This window comes from Streptomyces huasconensis (assembly GCF_021028635.1).
Classification (GTDB): Bacteria; Actinomycetota; Actinomycetes; order Streptomycetales; family Streptomycetaceae; genus Streptomyces; species Streptomyces huasconensis.
Genome location: NZ_CP086119.1, coordinates 7,445,780 through 7,462,370 on the forward strand (window position 1 = coordinate 7,445,780; position 16,591 = coordinate 7,462,370).

At 70.2% G+C, this 16,591-nt stretch carries 13 protein-coding genes and 1 tRNA gene; 7 read left to right on the plus strand and 7 right to left on the minus strand.

Annotated features, from left to right (window positions below; translation table 11 throughout):
• Nucleotides 1–546 carry a TetR/AcrR family transcriptional regulator gene (locus J2N69_RS33205; RefSeq protein ID WP_269075684.1) on the plus strand — a complete coding sequence of 182 codons (546 nt, stop codon included), beginning with the start codon at nt 1–3 and terminating at the stop codon, nt 544–546.
• Nucleotides 547–622: 76 nt separating this feature from the next.
• Nucleotides 623–1,498 carry an alpha/beta fold hydrolase gene (locus J2N69_RS33210; protein ID WP_230904018.1) on the plus strand — a complete coding sequence of 292 codons (876 nt, stop codon included), beginning with the start codon at nt 623–625 and terminating at the stop codon, nt 1,496–1,498.
• A gap of 136 nt (nt 1,499–1,634) precedes the next feature.
• Here J2N69_RS33210 and J2N69_RS33215 read toward each other — a convergent pair whose 3' ends face one another.
• A complete protein-coding gene (locus J2N69_RS33215) occupies nt 1,635–3,704 on the minus strand; it encodes an MDR family MFS transporter (protein ID WP_230904019.1) in 2,070 nt (689 codons plus the stop codon).
• Nucleotides 3,705–4,407: 703 nt separating this feature from the next.
• On the minus strand, nt 4,408–4,941 hold the full coding sequence (locus J2N69_RS33220; RefSeq protein WP_230904020.1) for a DUF309 domain-containing protein: 534 nt from the start codon (nt 4,939–4,941) through the stop codon (nt 4,408–4,410).
• 107 nt (nt 4,942–5,048) lie between these two features.
• Here J2N69_RS33220 and J2N69_RS33225 point away from each other — a divergent pair.
• A tRNA-Pro gene (locus tag J2N69_RS33225) sits at nt 5,049–5,122 on the plus strand.
• A 98-nt stretch (nt 5,123–5,220) separates the two neighbouring features.
• Here J2N69_RS33225 and J2N69_RS33230 read toward each other — a convergent pair.
• Complete coding sequence (locus tag J2N69_RS33230; protein WP_230904021.1) at nt 5,221–8,034, minus strand: hypothetical protein; 2,814 nt, start codon at nt 8,032–8,034, stop codon at nt 5,221–5,223.
• A gap of 134 nt (nt 8,035–8,168) precedes the next feature.
• Here J2N69_RS33230 and J2N69_RS33235 point away from each other — a divergent pair, with 134 nt between their 5' ends.
• A complete protein-coding gene (locus tag J2N69_RS33235; protein WP_230904022.1) occupies nt 8,169–8,672 on the plus strand; it encodes a hypothetical protein in 504 nt (167 codons plus the stop codon).
• A 16-nt stretch (nt 8,673–8,688) separates the two neighbouring features.
• Here J2N69_RS33235 and J2N69_RS33240 read toward each other — a convergent pair whose 3' ends face one another.
• The 4 genes from J2N69_RS33240 to J2N69_RS33255 form a co-directional block, all read right to left on the minus strand.
• Nucleotides 8,689–9,567 carry a DUF2637 domain-containing protein gene (locus J2N69_RS33240; RefSeq protein WP_230904023.1) on the minus strand — a complete coding sequence of 293 codons (879 nt, stop codon included), beginning with the start codon at nt 9,565–9,567 and terminating at the stop codon, nt 8,689–8,691.
• Nucleotides 9,568–9,974: 407 nt separating this feature from the next.
• Entirely contained in the window at nt 9,975–11,081 is a 1,107-nt protein-coding gene (locus J2N69_RS33245; protein ID WP_230904024.1) for a LacI family DNA-binding transcriptional regulator, read from the minus strand.
• Between the two features lie 13 nt (nt 11,082–11,094).
• A complete protein-coding gene (locus J2N69_RS33250; RefSeq protein ID WP_230904025.1) occupies nt 11,095–12,006 on the minus strand; it encodes a PfkB family carbohydrate kinase in 912 nt (303 codons plus the stop codon).
• Between the two features lie 159 nt (nt 12,007–12,165).
• Nucleotides 12,166–13,167, minus strand: coding sequence for an SIS domain-containing protein (locus J2N69_RS33255; RefSeq protein ID WP_230904026.1), 1,002 nt, complete (start codon nt 13,165–13,167; stop codon nt 12,166–12,168).
• Between the two features lie 358 nt (nt 13,168–13,525).
• Here J2N69_RS33255 and J2N69_RS33260 point away from each other — a divergent pair, with 358 nt between their 5' ends.
• Genes J2N69_RS33260 through J2N69_RS33270 form a run of 3 tightly spaced genes read left to right on the plus strand, consistent with a single transcriptional unit; the run spans nt 13,526 to nt 16,589 of the window.
• Nucleotides 13,526–14,845, plus strand: a complete 1,320-nt coding sequence (locus tag J2N69_RS33260) for an ABC transporter substrate-binding protein (RefSeq protein WP_230904027.1) — start codon at nt 13,526–13,528, stop codon at nt 14,843–14,845.
• Nucleotides 14,842–15,759 (plus strand): carbohydrate ABC transporter permease, encoded by a 918-nt coding sequence (locus J2N69_RS33265; RefSeq protein ID WP_230904028.1) that lies wholly within the window; start codon nt 14,842–14,844, stop codon nt 15,757–15,759. Before J2N69_RS33260 ends, J2N69_RS33265 begins: the two co-directional genes overlap by 4 nt.
• Nucleotides 15,753–16,589, plus strand: coding sequence for a carbohydrate ABC transporter permease (locus tag J2N69_RS33270; RefSeq protein ID WP_230904029.1), 837 nt, complete (start codon nt 15,753–15,755; stop codon nt 16,587–16,589). The genes J2N69_RS33265 and J2N69_RS33270 overlap by 7 nt, the downstream gene beginning before the upstream one ends.
• Nucleotides 16,590–16,591: the final 2 nt, after the last annotated feature.

Genomic DNA, 16,591 nt, shown 5'->3' on the forward strand with positions numbered 1-16,591 from the left:
CTGCTTGCCGACGCCATGGACCTGTTCTGGGCGCGTGGCTACGAGGCGACCTCGGTGCGCGACCTGACCCACCACCTGGGGATCGGGCAAGGCAGCCTGTACGCCGCGTTCGGCGGCAAGGACGGCCTGTACCGGGCCGCGCTGGAGCACTACCGCACCACCCCCGCGGCAGCCTCCCTGCGCGGTCTGGAGGAGGAGGCGGACGCCCGCGCGGCGATCCGCACGCTGCTGACGGAGCGCATCCGCGTCGCCGTCGGTGAGGGCGGCCGGGGCTGCCTGGCCGTCAACGCGGTCTGCGAGCGGCTGCCTTCGGACGCGGCGACCCGGCGCACCGTGCGCGACATGCAGGAGGCCGGCCGGGAGGCCCTGGCCGAGGTGCTGCGCGCCGCGCGGGAGCGGGGCGAGATCGCGGAGCGGTGCGATCCGCACGCGGTCGCCGCCTTCCTCGTCACCTTCCTCAACGGCCTGCTGGTCTCCTCGAAGATCACCCCGGACGCACGGTCTCTCGAACCCCTCATCGATGTCGCGCTGACCACCCTGGACTGACATCCTCGCGACCGCCGCCGGGCGGGCGGTTCCCCTGCGGTCATTCTGTAACGTACGCCCAAGAAAGCGGATGCCCATGATGTACGACCATCACGGAGCGCCCCTGCGCACCGGCCGTGCCGCCGTCAACGGAACGAGCCTGCACTACCGGGCCGCCGGCTCCGGCCCCGCGGTCGTGTTGCCGCACGGCGTGCCGAAGACCGGCTACCACTGGCGCCACCTGGTGCCGAAGCTGGCGCCCCACCACACCGTCGTCATACCCGACCTGCGCGGTCTCGGCGACTCCGCCCGGCCCGCGGCCGGCTACGACTCCGCGACGATGGGCGACGACATCGCCGAGCTGATGGCCCGCCTCGGACACGACACCTACGCCGTGATCGGCGAGGACTGGGGCGCGGTGATCGGCTACCAGCTCGCCGCCCGCCATCGCGACCACGTCACCTCCCTCGTCTTCGCCGAGGCCCTCCTCCCCGGCTTCGGCTTCGAGGACCACACCGCCCTCACCCCCGAGAACGTCTCCGGCATGCACCTGTGGCACCTGGGCTTCTACTTCCAGCCCGACATACCCGAGACGCTGATCTGCGGGCACGAGCGCGAACTGATCACCTACATGATCAAGAACGAGCGCAGCCACCCCGACACCGCCGCCCCCGACGCCATCGAGGAGTACGTGCGCTGCTACTCCCTGCCCGGCGGCATCCGCGCCATGCTCGCCGTCTACCGGGCGATGCTCACCGACGCCGAGCAGAACCGGCAGGCCGCCCAGGAGAAGCTCGACATCCCCGTCCTGGCGCTCGGCGGCTCCGCCTTCATCGGCGAACGCAACGCTGAGCAGGCCCGGTTCATGGCCCACGACGTCACCGGACACGTCTTCGAAGCGGGCCACGACCTCGCGGAGGAAGTGCCCGACGAGATGACCGCCGTCGTCCTGCCGTTCCTGGCCGCGCACTGAACATGTGCACAGCGCTTCAGGCACCCCGTCGGGTGACCGCGTCCGCCGAAGCACCCGAAACCGCCGCTCTGCGAACAGCTGGTGATCGACGCGACCGGGCCGCGCGGACTCCAACTCCCGCCGCGCCAGGCACACTTCACCGCGAGGCCGCCGACGCGCCCGCCGTCTCGGAGGTGAGCCCCTGCTCCAAATCCTCCGCCAGAAGCCGCTTGGCGATCGTGTCCACCGCCGCCGTCAGCTCCTCGTCCGCGGGCCGCCCGAGGTCCTTCTCGATCTGCCCGCCCAGCCAGGCCGACCACGCCGCACCGATCACCTCCGCCTCGCGCTCCCCGGCGGGCGTCAGCGAGAAGTACGTGCCCGTACGCGTCACATACCCCTCGTCCACCATCCGGTCGAAGACCGGCACGAGCACCTCGGGCGGGATTCTGCGCCGCGCGGCGATGAGGCCGAGACTGGCGTACCCCACCATCCGGGTGAACAGCGAGACCTGCATGACCGCCCAGGCGCCCGCGATGTCCAAGCGGGTGTCGGAGTCCCGGATGATGCCGCGCGCGGTGTTCATACCGACGTTGCGGACGATCCCGGCGACGCTGCGCTCCAGCACGTGCCCCGAGTCCGCGGGCGCCGGCTGCGCGAAGCCCTCGCCCATGTCGGGCGCGCCCATCCGCGCGCTGTCCCGCAACTCCACCTGCTTGAGGAAGAGCGCCACCAGGAACCCGAGGAGCGCCACGGGCACCGTCCACAGGAAGACGGTGTGCAGGGTGTCCGCGTACGCCTCGACGACCGGCGCCGCCGCCCGGGCAGGCAGCGCGTGCACGCCCTGCGGACTCTGCGCCGCCTCCGCGATCGCCGCCGGGTCCGCGGCGCCGGTGCGCGCGGCCGCCGCGACCCCGTCCTTCAGGTTCGGCGCCAGGGTGTTGGCGTAGATGGTGCCGAACACCGCCGTGCCGAACGAACTGCCCAGCGTACGGAAGAAGGTCACGCCCGACGTGGCGGTGCCCAGATCCGCGTACGCCACAGTGTTCTGCACGGCGATCGTCAGGACCTGCATGCACAGGCCGATGCCGGCGCCGAGCACGAACATGTACACGGACTCCAGCCACGCGCTCGTGGCGCTCCCCATGAGGGAGAGCAGATAGAGCCCGAGCGCCATCACCAGCGCGCCGACGATCGGGAAGATGCGGTACGTCCCTGTCTTGCTGACGACGTTGCCGCTGAAGACGGACGCGATGAGCAGCCCGATCACCATGGGCAGCGTCCGCACGCCCGAAACGGTGGCCGAGTCCCCGTCGACGTACTGGAGGTAGGTCGGCAGGAACGTCAGCGCGCCGAGCATGGCGAAGCCCACGATGAAACTGAGGATCGAACAGACCGTGAAGACCGGGTCGGCGAAGAGCCGCATCGGCAGCATCGGTTCGGCGGCGCGCGTCTCGACGACGCAGAACAGCGCCAGCGCGACCAGCCCGCCGACGAAGAGACCGATGATGGTGGGCGACCCCCACGCGTACTGGTTGCCGCCCCAGCTCGTCGCCAGGATCAGCGCGCTCGCCCCGATCGCGACGAGCGCGATGCCCAGATAGTCGATGACCGGCCGCGCGGCCGACTTCACGACGGGAATGGTCCGGGCGGCGGCGATCACCACGACGATCGCGATCGGCACGTTCACGTAGAACGCCCAGCGCCAGCTGAGATGGTCCGTGAAGAGCCCGCCGAGCAGCGGCCCGATCACGGTGGACACCCCGAACACGGCGCCGATGGCCCCCTGGTACTTGCCGCGCTCGCGGAGCGGGATGACATCGGCGATCAGCGCCATGGACGTCACCATCAGCCCGCCGGCGCCGATGCCCTGCATCGCCCGCCACGCGATGAGCAGCGTCATGTTCGTCGACAGGCCGCACAGGAACGACCCGGTGATGAAGATGACCGCCGAGACCTGGAAGACGACCTTCCGCCCGAACAGGTCGCCGAACTTCCCGACGAGCACGGTGGCGACGGTCTCCGCGAGGAGGTACGACGTCACCACCCACGACATGTGCTCCGCCCCGCCCAGGTCCGACACGATCGTCGGCAGCGCGGTGCCGACGATGGTCTGGTCGAGGGCGGCCAGCAGCATGCCCAGCATGATCGTCACGAAGACGACGTTGCGGCGCCGCCGGTCGAGCACGGGCGGCGCCTGCGCCGCGGCGGCGCCCGGCTGATCGCTCATCGTCACACGCCCCACCCTCACACCGGGGCCGGGGGGCTGCATGCGGGGTGGGGCCGGTCCGGTGATGGTGGGCGTCCCGGCTATCCGGTGGCGGCTGACCTCGCGGCCGGGGGGGCCGGGGGCCGGGTGTCGGGTGTCGGGTGAGCCGGTTCGGTGATGGTGGGCGGGGTGTGTCCCGGCTATCCGGTGGCGGCTTATCTTGCGGCCGGGGGCCGGGTGTGGGGCGAGCCGGTTCGGTGATGGTGGGCGGGGTGTGTCCCGGCTATCCGGTGGCGGCTCACTTCGCGGCCGGAGGGCGCGTGCGGGGTGAGGCCGGTCCGGTGGTGGTGGGCGGAGTGTCCCGGCTATTCGGTGCCGGCTCACTCCACGGTCGGGGGCTGTGTGCGGGGCGAGCCCGTCCGGTGATGGTGGACAGGGTGTGTCCGGCTACGCGACGGCGCCTCACTCTGCTGCCGGGGGCCGCGTGCGGGGTGAGGCCGGTCCGGTGGTGGTGGGCGGGCTGTGTCCGGCTACGCGGTGGTGGCTCGCTCCGCTGCCGGGGGCCGCATGCGGGGCGAGCCGGTCGCGTGATGGTGGGCGGGGTGTTTCCCGCTATCCGGTGGTGGCTCACTGCGCCGTCGGGGGCCGCGTGCAGGGTGAGGCCGGGCCCGGTGACGGTGGGCGTCCGGCCCGGCTGCGGCTGCACGGGGCCGCACCGCCCCGGCTACCCGGCCGCGGTCCCGCGCAGCCGTGGCGCGTGGGCCGCCGCGTCCACCGCCGTGCTCTCGCGTTCCAGCAGGTCCGCCAGCGCCTCGGCCCAGCGGACCAGCTCCGTGAGGTCGAGCCCGTACGGCTGCTCCTGGCCGCTCGGCCCCGCCCGCCAGCCGGTGACGGCCCCCGCCCCCCGGAGCAGCAGCCGCGCCCCGCCCTTGGTGTTGCCGCGGGCCGCGTGGGTCAGTCCGACGGCCAGCTGGGCCAGCCCCTTCCACAGGTCACGCTCCGTCGGCGGGCCCGACTTCCACGCGTCCTCGAAGACCTCGTGCGCGTGGAAGGGCCGCCCCGCGTCCAGCAGGGCCTGCGCCTCGGCGACGGACTCCTCGGGGGTGCGCACGACGCCCTCGGGCTGCCGGGCCACGCCGTCCGTGCCGTAGGGCAACGGTCGGCCGAGCCCGTCGCGCGGCCGCTGGTTGCGGGCCCGCCCCGCCTCGTCACGGTCGCGCTCACGGCCACTGTCGTATGGTCCAGGTGCAGTGCTCATACGTGGATTGTCGCGCGTACCTGACGGTGGTCACCGGGGAACGGAGCACCCTCGCAGGTGGGGTAGAGTTCTACCTGTGATCACGCGGGACACCGCACCGAACACACCGGGACGTGGCGCAGCTTGGTAGCGCACTTGACTGGGGGTCAAGGGGTCGCAGGTTCAAATCCTGTCGTCCCGACTCGAAAGAGTCGCAGATCGAGGGGCCGTTTCAGAGCAATCTGAAACGGCCCCTCGATCGTTTCCGGGCCCGTGGGCCGACCCGCCGGGGGCAACCCGTCAGCGTCGGCCGCCACCCCCGCCTCCACCCGTGCCCGAACCGCCGTTCGGGGAGCCGGCGCAGCCCGCGCAGGGGCCTGTTCCCTGTTGCAGGTACCGGCGCTGGTTCGCCAGGTCGATCACCGGCGCCAGCGACGTGTCGTCGGCGGGGACGCCGACGCCGAACCGCCCGTAGAAGGTGAGCAGGTCCGCGTCAGCGCGCCGCACTGCCGCCTGGGTGCGCTCGTACGCCACCGACGTCAGACGGCGGACGTCGATGCGCAGGAGGCGGCCGCCGTCGGGCGGGGGCGTGCCGATGCCTTCGCCCCACCGGTGGAAGATCCTCTTCATCGGGCCGTCTTCCACCAGCCCGCCGAGATACTCCTTGACGAGCTGGACGACCTGACTGTCCCCTAGGTCCACGGCGTCGAAGGTGCGGGTGATCGCGAGGGAGGCGAGCTCCGCGAACCGGTCGGTCTGTTCCTCCCGCTCCGCGGTGCGTCGCTGGTTCTCGTCGAGTTCGTCGAGCCGGCCGCCGAGGTCCTCGGCCTCCGGGGCCGGGGCCGGCTGTGGCGCCGGCTCGTCGACCGCGAGGGTGGCCGCCTGGAAGCGGCCGACATGCCGGGCGATGCCCAGCGCCGTCCCGTTCACGGGCTCGCCCGGCGTCGAAGGGGCAGCCCGGTCCACGGCGAGGATCACGGCCCTCAGGCGGGCGGCGGCCCGGGGGTTCACCGAGACCTGCTGGTGGATCTCCTTGTACGCGGCAGCGGCCCCCTCGGCGTACTCCCGGCGCTGCACCTCGAGCGCGTACCTCTCGGCCACCGGCCGTTTCCACGCGCCCTCGGACACCGGGGCCGCCACGACGACGAACAGCAGGGCGACCATGAGGCCGACGTTGACCCCTGACAGCGACCGCCGTACGAAGTTGGCGGTGGCGCCCGCAGGCAGCCGGGACTCGCTGAAGCGTGCCGGACGCAACCGCTGTCTGACCCGCGCGACGCGGTCCGGCCAGCGCAGTACGGCGTAACTGCCGACAGCCAACAGCGTGTAGGCCGCCAGCCAGTACAGCCAGTGCACCTCGGTGAGTCCTTGGACCTTCTCCACCACGGAGCGCACGGCCGTGACCTGGGGCGGGGTGAACGACAGGACGTTGGCCAGCCACACCATGAGCACGGTCAACACCAGTCCGAGTTGTACGGACAGGACGATGTCCGCGGCCGCCCGCACCGTCGGCCGCACCGACTCGCTCAGTTTCCGCCAGCCGCGCAGCGCGAGCCAGAAGGCGAGCGGGAAGAACAGTCCGGCGGCCGGCGTGAGGGTCAGTACGTCGCCGGAGACGAGCTGCTCGGCGGCGAGAACGACCAGGAACACGCCGGGCAGGTCCGGAAGGTGGCGCACGACCAGGCGGTCGGAGGTGCCGCACCGCCGCACCGCGAGCAGCAGCGTCCAGCCACCGAAGAAGAGCAGCACCACCAGCGGGACCAGACGCGAGGGGAACGCGCGGAACAGAACGAGGAGCAGGGCCGCCGAGGGGACGACCGTGCACAGCGCGAGGACGGCCGCGGCGACGTATCGGCGATGCCGGAACCAGCGGATCAGAGCTTCCAGGATCACCTCACCCACCACCTTCGGCACCGCCATGACGGCTGCCGCCAGGCCAACGCCGAGGGCGGCCCCGACGAGTCCCCCGAGGGCGGCCCTGGCGGTGGCGAGGAGCGCGGAACCCATTCCGTCGATCTCGTCTCGGGTGCCGAGGCGCCAGGCCGCGTACGCGGCCACTCCGAAGACGACGTAGAGGCTCAGGAGTTCCGGTACCGGGATCAGCGGCTCCGCGTCATCGTCATCGCGGGTGTCCGCGGCAGACCCGGGCGGTGTCCCAGCCGGAGCCGCAGCTGAAGCAGAAGCAGAAGCCGAAGTAGAAGCCGAAGTAGGAGTAGGAGTCGGATCGGTTGGTGCTCGTGTGGCCCGCGGTCTGTCTGCGCGCAGCCGATCGGCGACATCGAGGAAGATCTCCAGGTTGGCCACCTGGTACCCGGGCCGTATGAAATGTGTCGGGAAGTCACTGCCGCGCGAGGTGATATAGAGGTCGCCTTCGGCCGTGAGGGAGAGCGAGTCGACGTCCTCCCAGGCGGTGAAGTCGTCCTGGCCGCGCCTGCGACGTATGGTCAGGCCGTCCCGGCTCAACACCAGGTCCGCGAAGGGGACTTCGCCACCGGCCAGAGCTGTCTCGGTGGCCGGGACCAGCCGCGCGTCACGAACACCCTGCCGGATCGCCGGGCCCCATTCCTCCTGTTGGGGGAGACGGGCGCCCCGGATCACCGTACGAGTGCGCAGGCCCCGGATTCTCTCGCCGCCCAGTACCAGGCCACGGTGCGCCGCCCCGAGTGTGACCACCGTCCCCTCGGGGTTGGACAGCTTGTAGTGATGCGAGCCGCTGGTGAAGACAGCGGTGGTCCGCCAGAGGAAGACCGCTTCCGTACCGTCGGCCGCGATCGCGACGAGCCCCTTCTCGTAAAGGCGGAACTCCACTCGTGTGTGCCGCCGCAACCACACGACCCGAACCGTGAACGGACCCAGCAGCGCCAGCCCGGCGGGGACCCCGGTGGCAAGGGAGACCTCCCACCCGAAGAGCGCGCAGAGGAGAAGCGTCAGGAGGTAGACGAGGGCCGAGAAAGGGGTCAGGGCCAGCAGGAACAGCGCGAATGCGGCGGGTCTCCCGGGCTCCGGGCGATACGTGTGACGATGGGACCCCAGCTCTGGGCGCTCCGCACCGTCCCCCGGACCGTCCAGGGCGCCCTCGTCCGCACTGTTCCGCGCACCGTCTTCCGCACCCATGAGTTCTCATCCATCCACGAGGCTTCCCACCCAACCCCGTACGACAGGTGGTCGGTTGATGTCGCGCGGCAGGGTAGCAGCCGACCTGGAAAACGGGCGGGCCCGGAACCCGGGAGTGCGGCACACTGGAGAGCGTGACCATGGACCATGCGTACGCCGACCGGAGGGCCACCGTGGGCAGTAACTCCCCGCGCAGGAGTGACAAGAAGTGTTTCACCGCCATGGCGACAGCGGCGCTGCTCCTCCTGGCGGGCTGTGGCACCACGTCGGACGACGGGGCCGAGTCCGGCAAGCCTCCAGCAGGGGCCCCCGACGCCGTCAGGGAGTACGTGAAAGCGCTCAACGCCCGTGACCGCGAGGCGCTCCTGGCCGTAGGCGCGGCCCCGGACGAGCCATGGTCACGGGCGCAAGCGAAGCGGATCATGCGCGACAAAGGCGGCCGGGGGCTCACCATCACCGGGATGCCCGTTCGGTATGAGCAAATGGGCACCTACTTGGGGAAGGCGGACCTGACGACCGCCTCCACGAAAGGGCGGCCGCTGCGGGAGACAGTGGAACTGACGCACGAGCGGGGTCGCTGGCGCGTCGCGCTGTTCGAGTGGCCGTCCAGCGAAGAGAAGCCCACGTCGAAACCGTAGGCTCCCTTTCCGGGTGTTACTGCTGTTCCCCGAGCCCTGCCGAGCGCGGGCGCGGTACTTCCGCTTTCAGTGGGGCAGCGGTGGCCGCCGTCTCATGGGCCGGTTCCTCGGCGGGCAGCGGCACGCGGGCCTGCGGAAGGCGGTGGCGAGGTGCGGCGCGCTTGGGCGGCCGGGTGAGAGTGACCTGTCGGACCAGCTGCTGGAAACAGGCCAGGGAGGCGAGGCTGGGCAGGGCGGCGACGGTGATGTCGATGACGTCCCTGGGCGCACGGGCGATGCACAGGAGCATCGTGATGCCGGAGAAGATGACGACCACGCACCACGAGTGGACGGCGCGGCGTTGGTGCAACGCGGCTCGCAGCACGGACAGGGACGCCACCAGCCAGGGGCCGAAGATGAGGACGGGCCACCAGGTGACCGAGCTGTTCTCCGTGTGGCTGATCGCGATGAGCCGCAGTGGGTCATAGGCGACCGCCGTGCTGAAGAGGCTCACCGCCGAGGCCGTGATGGCCACCAGCGTCGTGATGGCGCAACTCGCGGTGCGGACAAGGTGCGTGCGCCGCTGTTCGCGTGTCTTGCGGTGGCTCTGCGGGTTCTTTCTCAGCGGCGGCAGTTCGGTCGTGATGTCCTGCAGAGCGCGGAGCGGGGAGCCGACGGCGGTCTGCGTGCCCGGGACCTCATCAGCCGGCGGAACGGGCGGAGGCGGCTGTTCCGCGATCGCGTCCTGAAGCAGGTACGCCAGTTCCTCGGCCGGGTCCCACCCCGGATCAGGCGGCTCCGACAGGGGTGGATAACGGCCTTCGGGGTGGCCGTACTGCCCGCGGTGTTCATTGAAGTACCCGGACGCATGATCGCCTGAGTATCCCGGATGATAGTAGACAGGCTCATTCTGCATGGTCTTATCGGATCATTCCGACATGGCCACATCGGGCCTGTCGGAAGAATCGCTCCATCGCTGCGCGAGGCCCGATTCCAGTGCGTTCATATGGTCCAAGAAGTCCAACAGGAGGGATTCGGTGGAAGGTCCGCCAAGGGCCCGGTGGTGTGTTTCGCCGACAGTCGCCGGTGTCCCCAAGGCGGAGTCCCGCAGGTGGGGGGTAGGCTTGACTTTCCTGCGCACGGGCAGAGGGGCCTTGTCGAGGCGCGCGTGGGGGGTCTGCTCCGGAAGTTCCTGGGTCATATTCGAGATAACGCGCACTCATTCCCGCGGATACGTGGCATTCGAGTGATGCAATTCCCCAAACGGGGGACCCTTTGGCTGATAAGTGTTTGTGGGAAATAAGTGCCGGTGCGAGGAAAGGTTCAGGGCGCGGGCGGCGGCCCGACCGAGGAGCGCACGACCAGGCGGGCGTGGAGCGTGTGGGTCTCGCGGCGCGGTTCCGCTCCTTCGAGCGAGTCGAGCAGTGCTTCCGCCGCCTTCGCGCCGAGTTGGCGCACCGGCTGTTCGATCATCGTCAGGGGCGGGTCCATGACCGCTGCCCAGGCGCTGTCGTCGAAGCCGATCAGCGACAGGTCGCCCGGGTACGACAACTCGCGTGCACGCATGGCCCGCAGCGCGCCCGTCATCGCGTCGGTCTCCGTGCAGAACAGCGCGGTGGCGCGGTCGGGCAGGGCGAGCATGCGGCCGACCTCCTCCGTCGCGTGTTCCTCGGTCTTCGGCCCGACCATCACCAGCTCCGGGTCGAAGGGGATGCCCGCGTCGTCCAGCGCGTCGAGGTAGCCGCGCAGCCGTTCCCCATCCGTCCACACGTTGCGGGCCGCCGCGGCGAGCAGCGCCCGGCGGGTCGCCGGCGCCTGCGGCACCGGTGGCCCCCAGACGAAACCGATGCGGCGGTGCCCGGCCGCGATGAGCGTCTCGACGGCCTCACGCGCCACATCCCTGTTGTCGATGACGACGGTGTCGAGATCGAGGGAGCCGATCGCCCGGTCCACCAGCACGACGGGAACACCCTGCTTCAAGGCCGTGCGGATGTGCGTGACCTCGCCGCGGCCGACGGCGGCCGAGGCGATGATGACGCCGTCCACGCGCTTGTCGATCAGTACGTTGGTCGCCGCGATCTCCTCGTCGAGGTCCTCATAGGTGCTCAGCACGATGGTGTCGAAGCCCCGTGCGCGCGAGGCGTCGGAGATCCCGCGCACCATGCCCGCGAAGAAGGGGTTGCCGATGTCCGCGACGACGACTCCCAGGGTGTGGCTCACCCCGGTCGACATGCTCCGCGCGAGCGCGTTCGCGCGGTACCCGAGCTTCTCGGCCGCCGCGAGCACGCGCTCCTTCAACTCGGGGCTGACGTACCCGTACCCGCCGAGGGTGCGCGCCGCGGTCGCGCGGCCGACGCCGGCCTCGGCGGCCACCTCCGAGATCGTCGGTGTCCTCGGCGTTCGCGGCGGGTCGCCCCGGTCTGCTGGCATCGGCTTCCGTACCTCACTTGTCCTGGTCGACGGCTCGCCACATGCTAGACACAGCCGACTGCCCGGCGGGCCGGCCGTGGCCGAAGGCTCCCTCCACGAAGCACTGCTCGTACGCGGCGTCGGCGCCCTCGCGCAGCGCCTGTTCGATCGTCGTCCGGTGGAGCGGGGTGTCCGCGGACCACCCCTCGCGTACGAGGGAGATCGCGAAGCCGGTGAGGAACGCGTCGCCGCACCCCATGGTGTCGACGATCGGCTCCGCGTCCCCCGCCTGCCGCGCGGGTGCCGCGACGCTGCACCGGTCCGTCCGGGCGATGGCTCCGTCGACGCCACGGGTGGCGAGCGCCATTCCCGCGCCCCGGTCCACGGCGTCCGCCAGGAGCGTGTGCGTCGCGGCCTCGTCGAGGTGTGAGCAGGACAGCAGGACCAGGTCCGCGTACGGGCAGACGCGGTCGAGGTAGGAGGGAGAGCGGTATTCGTCCTCGCTCGACAGGTCGAACATCACGAGGGGGGCGGACGCGGCGAGCCGGGGCAGTTCGCTCTCGCCGCGCGCGTACACGCTGGAGTGCACGAGGTCGAACGACGCGACGTACGAGGCCAGTTCGGGGTCGAGCCGGAGCGGTTCCCGTACCGTGACGCCGCCGCCGTTCCAGCCGAGGAACACGCGCTCCCCGTCGTCGACGCGCAGGGTGGACAGGCCGGACTCGCCCGCGCGTACGACGCAGTGATCCATGGCCACCTCCTGGGCGCCGATGGACTCCCGCAGGAAGCGCCCGAGGCCGTCGTCGCCGAAGACGCCGAGGTAGGCGGCCTCGACGCCCAGCCGTCGGGCGTACACGGCCACATTGACGCTGTTGCCCCCCGGGTAGTCGATGCCGCGGTCGACGAACCGGTCGACGATGTTGTCGCCGAAGCCGAGGACTTTCATATGGGTTCTCCTGTGCGAGGGGCGGTACGGGGCGGCCGGCTTCGGCGGCGGGCGGACGGGCGGGCGTCGGGCGGGTGGGCCACCACGCCGGGCAGCAGGCCGGCCCACCTCAGGGCTCGGCCCACCCCAGTGCCCGGCCCACCCCAGTTGTCGGCCCGGTCAGTAGTCCATGACGCGGTAGTAGCGCCGCAGGTCCAGCGAGTGGTCGCGCACCCGCTCCAGGTGCTTGCTCACCCTGCCCATGACGGTGTCGAGCACGAGCGGCGCGAGGAGGCCGCGGAACTCGGGGCTGATGCCCTCCAGCGCGTAGTCACGCGTGTCGAAGACCGTCACGTCGCGCGAGATGCGCCGGGCGAAGGCCTCGACGCGGTCGGTCAGCGCCCGCGTCTCGTCCTCCCCCTGGAAGATGACCACGCTCGTGTCCTCTTCGAGCAGTTCGAGGGAGCCGTGGAAGAACTCTGCGCTGTGCACGCGGGTGGTGCGCAGCCACTGCATCTCTTCGAGGATGCACATGGAGTAGAGGTACGTGAATCCCCACAGGTTCCCGCCGCCCACGAGGAAGTGGTAGTCGGTGTCCTTGTGGGCCTCGGCGAAGGCGCTCGCCGACGGATCGGCCTGCTTCGCCACGTCGACCATGAGGCGCGGGATGGCGGCCAGCTCCTCGGCGAGCTTCTCGTAGCCCGCGAACTCGCCGCGGCGTGAGAGCAGGCGGCCCATGAAGAGCAGCATCTGGGGGTCGAACGGCCACGCCTTCGGCTCCGACACCAGGGCGACGTCGACGGCCCGGGCGATGGGGGAGTCGGCGTAACCCGTGAAGCCGATCGTGTGGACGCCCTTGGACCGGCAGAACTCGATGGCGCCGAGACTGTCCTCCGTCGTGCCCGACACGGACGTGAAGACGGCCACCGAACGCTCGCCGAGCGCGGCATCGCCGGAGGCGACCAGCTCCGCGGCGATCACGGCACGCACGGGGAGCGTCGAACTGCGCCGGGCGAGGTGCTCGTACGGCCACATCTGGGCGTAGGTGCCGCCGGCGCCGACGAGGAAGAGATGGTCGAACCCCTCGTCCACGAGGCGGTCGGCGAGCTCTTCGATGCGGGGGCGCAGGGCCACCGTGCTCGCCAGCTGGGAGAGAACTTCCGGCTCGTTGAATCCGAGCATCTTCGGGTCCTTTCGGGGAGGGTGCGGCCGGCGGCGCCGAGCGACCTGATACCGGTATCACGCGGGCCTCACGCTGGCACACGTGATCGGGGCCGTCAATACCGTGCCGTCCCAACAGCTCCCGTACAGCCCGCAACGCGCTGTCCTGACCTGCCGGTTAATGCGTACTCATGGGCCGGAGGTCGGTGGCGTCGTGGCGGCTCGGAGCGGGCTCGGGAAAGTTCTCTGCCTCGACTCTGGTACCGGTATCAGAACCTCTGTACAGTCGCCGCACACAAGCGGTCCACGTCACGGATTCCGCGGCGGAACCGAGGTGCCCGGCGGCACCGGCGGTCCCCTCCCGAGCGAAAGGAAGCCCATGCGCGCTCGTGCAACGACGAGATACGCGGCACTCTTTGGGGCCTCGGTGCTCGCCCTCACCGGCTGCTTCACCGGACCGACGCGAGCACCGGCGGCCGACGTCGGCGCCGAGCCGGAGTTCTCCGGCACCCTGAGCGTCCTGACCAAGTTCGCGGGGGACCCGCTCAGCCCCTACTTCGAGGACCTCGCCGCCGCCTACGAGCGGAAGCACCCCGGGGTGAAGGTGGAGCTGATCCAGGAGACCGACCAGAGCATCAAGGACAAGACCAAGACGCTCACCGCCTCCGACGCCCTCCCCGACATCTACTTCACCTGGCCGGGGAAGTGGGCCGACAACTTCGTCCGCGGCGGCCGGGCGGCGGACCTCACCGAGGTCATCGGGCCCGGCACCCCGTGGGGGAAGACCTTCGGCAAGTCGTCCCTGTCCGCCTTCGCCCACGACGGCAAGTACTACGGCATACCGCTCTACAACAACGGCAAGTTCCTGGGCTACAACAGGGCGGCGTTCGCCGAGGCCGGCGTCGAGGTGCCGGCCACCTTCGACGAGTTGATCGACAGCTGCCCCGATTTGCGCGAGGCCGGGTACGAACCCATCGCCTTCGGCAACAAGGACGGCTGGCCCGCGCTCCACTACCTCCAGCAGCTCTTCGCGTACAACGTGCCCGCCACCGTCCGCGAGGCGGACAACCATCCCGAGACGGCGACCTTCGACGACCCGGGATACCTCACGGCCCTGCGGCAGTTCAAGACACTCGTCGACGCGTGCACCGACACCCGGGGCGGCACCAACGGCGTCCTGTACACCTCGGCGCAGGAGGCGTTCGCCCGCGGCAAGGCGGCGATGTACTACCAGGAGATCCTGGAGTTCGACAGCACGACATCGGGCGGGTCCCTCAAGCCGAAGAACCTCGGGATCGTGCCCCTGCCCGCCCCGCGCGGCGCGAAGGGGGACCCGAAGGTGATCGAGGGGGCGCCGGAGGGCTACTTCGTCGACGCGCGGTCGCCGCGCGCGGCCCTCGCCGTCGACTTCATGAAGTTCGTGACCGCCCCGAAGAACGCCGCGACCCTCTCCTCCCCGCCGTACGGCCAGCCCAGCACGGTGGTCGGGGCCGTCACCCCGAAGACGTCCAGCGAAGCCGTCTTCGAAGGCATCCGGAAGGTCAACAAGGCGCCGGCCCTGGTCGGTTGGCTCGACATGGTCACCGCCCCGGAGGTCGCCGACGCCTGGCTGGCCGGCGGTGAGGCGCTGATCAGCGGCGGCATGTCTCCCGAAAAGGTGATCGAGAGCGTGCGCCGGGCCTCCGAGTCGGCCACATGACCCGCGCGGCCGAAGGGAACACGCCGGTGCGCACCATGTGCCGACGGGCACTCGGGCTGGCCTGGGTCCTACCGGCCCTCGTCGTGCTCGGAGGCTTCGTCTACCTCCCACTCGTGCAGAACTTCGGGTTCTCCACGCTCACCTGGGACATCTACAGCGGTGAACAGGAGTACGTCGGCCTGGAGAACTACCGCCGGCTCTTCGACGACCCGGTCTTCTGGTCCTCGTTCGCCAACAACCTCTGGTACGCGGTCATCTCCATCGTGTTCCAGGTCTTCGGCGCCCTGCTGCTCGCCGCGCTCGTCGAGAGCGTGCGCCGCGAGCGGTGGCAACGCGCGCTCCGCGCCGTCTACTTCATCCCCTCGGCGATCTCCCTGACCGTCGCGGGCCTGCTCTTCTACTTCGTCTACGAACCCAACATCGGCCTGCTCAACCACGTGCTCGACGCGGTGGGGCTGCGGGAGTTCGCCCAGCCGTGGCTGGGGCAGGAGAGCACGGCGATGTTCGCGGTCATCGCCATGAGCCAGTGGCAGGGCTTCGGGTACTGCACCCTGCTCTTCGCCGTCGCCATCCAGCGCATCCCCAACGAGCTGTACGAGGCGGCCGCCCTCGACGGCGTCGGCGCCGTCCGCCGCTTCTTCCAGGTGACGCTGCCCCTGGTGCGCGAGATGACCGGCCTCATGACGATGGTGACCGTCTCCGGCGCCTTCCAGGTGTTCAACGAGGTCATGGTGATGACCAGCGGAGGCCCGAACAACTCGACCCAGGTCCTCGGCACCTGGCTGTACCGCAGTGGCTTCGTACGCAATGACTTCGGCTCGGCGGCGGCGATAGGCACCGTACTCTTCGTGATCACGCTCACCATCGCCATGGCGCAGCTGTGGATCACCCGTAGGAAAAGGGTGGAATGGTGACTCGTCTCGGCTTCCTCGGCGTCATCGCGCGCCTGTTCCTGTGGGCCTTCCTGCTCGGCCTCGCGGTGGTCGTGCTCTATCCGCTGCTGTGGATGGTCCTCAACGGCTTCAAGACCAACGCCGAACTCTTCGACAACCCCTTCGCGCTCCCGGACTCCTGGAGCCTCGAGAACTACCGGAAGGCGTGGAACCGCGGCGTCAGCGACTACCTCATGGCCAGTGTGCTCGTCACGGTGACCTCGACGATCGCGACCGTCTTCATCAGCGCCTGGGCGGCATACGGCCTCACCCGGGTGAACATCCCGCTCAACAAGGTGCTCACGGCCGTCATCCTCGGCGGGCTCATGCTCACCCCCACCGTGGCACTGGTACCGCTCGTGCAGATGTTCGAGGGGCTGGGGCTGTACAACAGCTTCTGGGCGCTGCTCATCCTCTACACGGCCTTCCGGGTGCCGTTCACCACCTTCCTCATCCGCGCCTACATGATCGACCTCCCGCGCGAGGTCGACGAGGCGGCCCAGATCGACGGCGCGGGGCGCTGGACCGCCTTCTGGCGGATCATCCTGCCGATGTGCAAGCCGATCATCACCTCCACGGTCCTGCTGCACGTCCTGTTCGCCTGGAACGAATACCTCTTCGCGATGGTGTTCACCAACGGCAGCGACGTCCAGACCCTTCCGGTCGGACTCACCAGCCTCATGAGCAAGCACGGCACGGACTTCCCCGTCGTCTTCGCCGGGATGGCGATCGCCGCGGTCCCGGTGGTGCTGCTCTTCTTCTTCGGCCAGCGCTACATCGTCAAGGGCCTCGCCGACGGCATCGGCAAGTGACC

Excerpts from the sequence above, each read along its gene's own strand:
- J2N69_RS33265 (WP_230904028.1), top strand. The coding sequence starts at position 14,842 with ATGACCCGCGCGGCCGAAGGGAACACGCCGGTGCGCACCATGTGCCGA.
- J2N69_RS33255 (WP_230904026.1), bottom strand. The coding sequence starts at position 13,167 with ATGCTCGGATTCAACGAGCCGGAAGTTCTCTCCCAGCTGGCGAGCACG.
- J2N69_RS33270 (WP_230904029.1), top strand. The coding sequence starts at position 15,753 with ATGGTGACTCGTCTCGGCTTCCTCGGCGTCATCGCGCGCCTGTTCCTG.
- J2N69_RS33215 (WP_230904019.1), bottom strand. The coding sequence starts at position 3,704 with ATGAGCGATCAGCCGGGCGCCGCCGCGGCGCAGGCGCCGCCCGTGCTC.
- J2N69_RS33210 (WP_230904018.1), top strand. The coding sequence starts at position 623 with ATGATGTACGACCATCACGGAGCGCCCCTGCGCACCGGCCGTGCCGCC.
- J2N69_RS33250 (WP_230904025.1), bottom strand. The coding sequence starts at position 12,006 with ATGAAAGTCCTCGGCTTCGGCGACAACATCGTCGACCGGTTCGTCGAC.
- J2N69_RS33260 (WP_230904027.1), top strand. The coding sequence starts at position 13,526 with ATGCGCGCTCGTGCAACGACGAGATACGCGGCACTCTTTGGGGCCTCG.
- J2N69_RS33230 (WP_230904021.1), bottom strand. The coding sequence starts at position 8,034 with ATGGGTGCGGAAGACGGTGCGCGGAACAGTGCGGACGAGGGCGCCCTG.
- J2N69_RS33240 (WP_230904023.1), bottom strand. The coding sequence starts at position 9,567 with ATGCAGAATGAGCCTGTCTACTATCATCCGGGATACTCAGGCGATCAT.
- J2N69_RS33245 (WP_230904024.1), bottom strand. The coding sequence starts at position 11,081 with ATGCCAGCAGACCGGGGCGACCCGCCGCGAACGCCGAGGACACCGACG.
- J2N69_RS33220 (WP_230904020.1), bottom strand. The coding sequence starts at position 4,941 with ATGAGCACTGCACCTGGACCATACGACAGTGGCCGTGAGCGCGACCGT.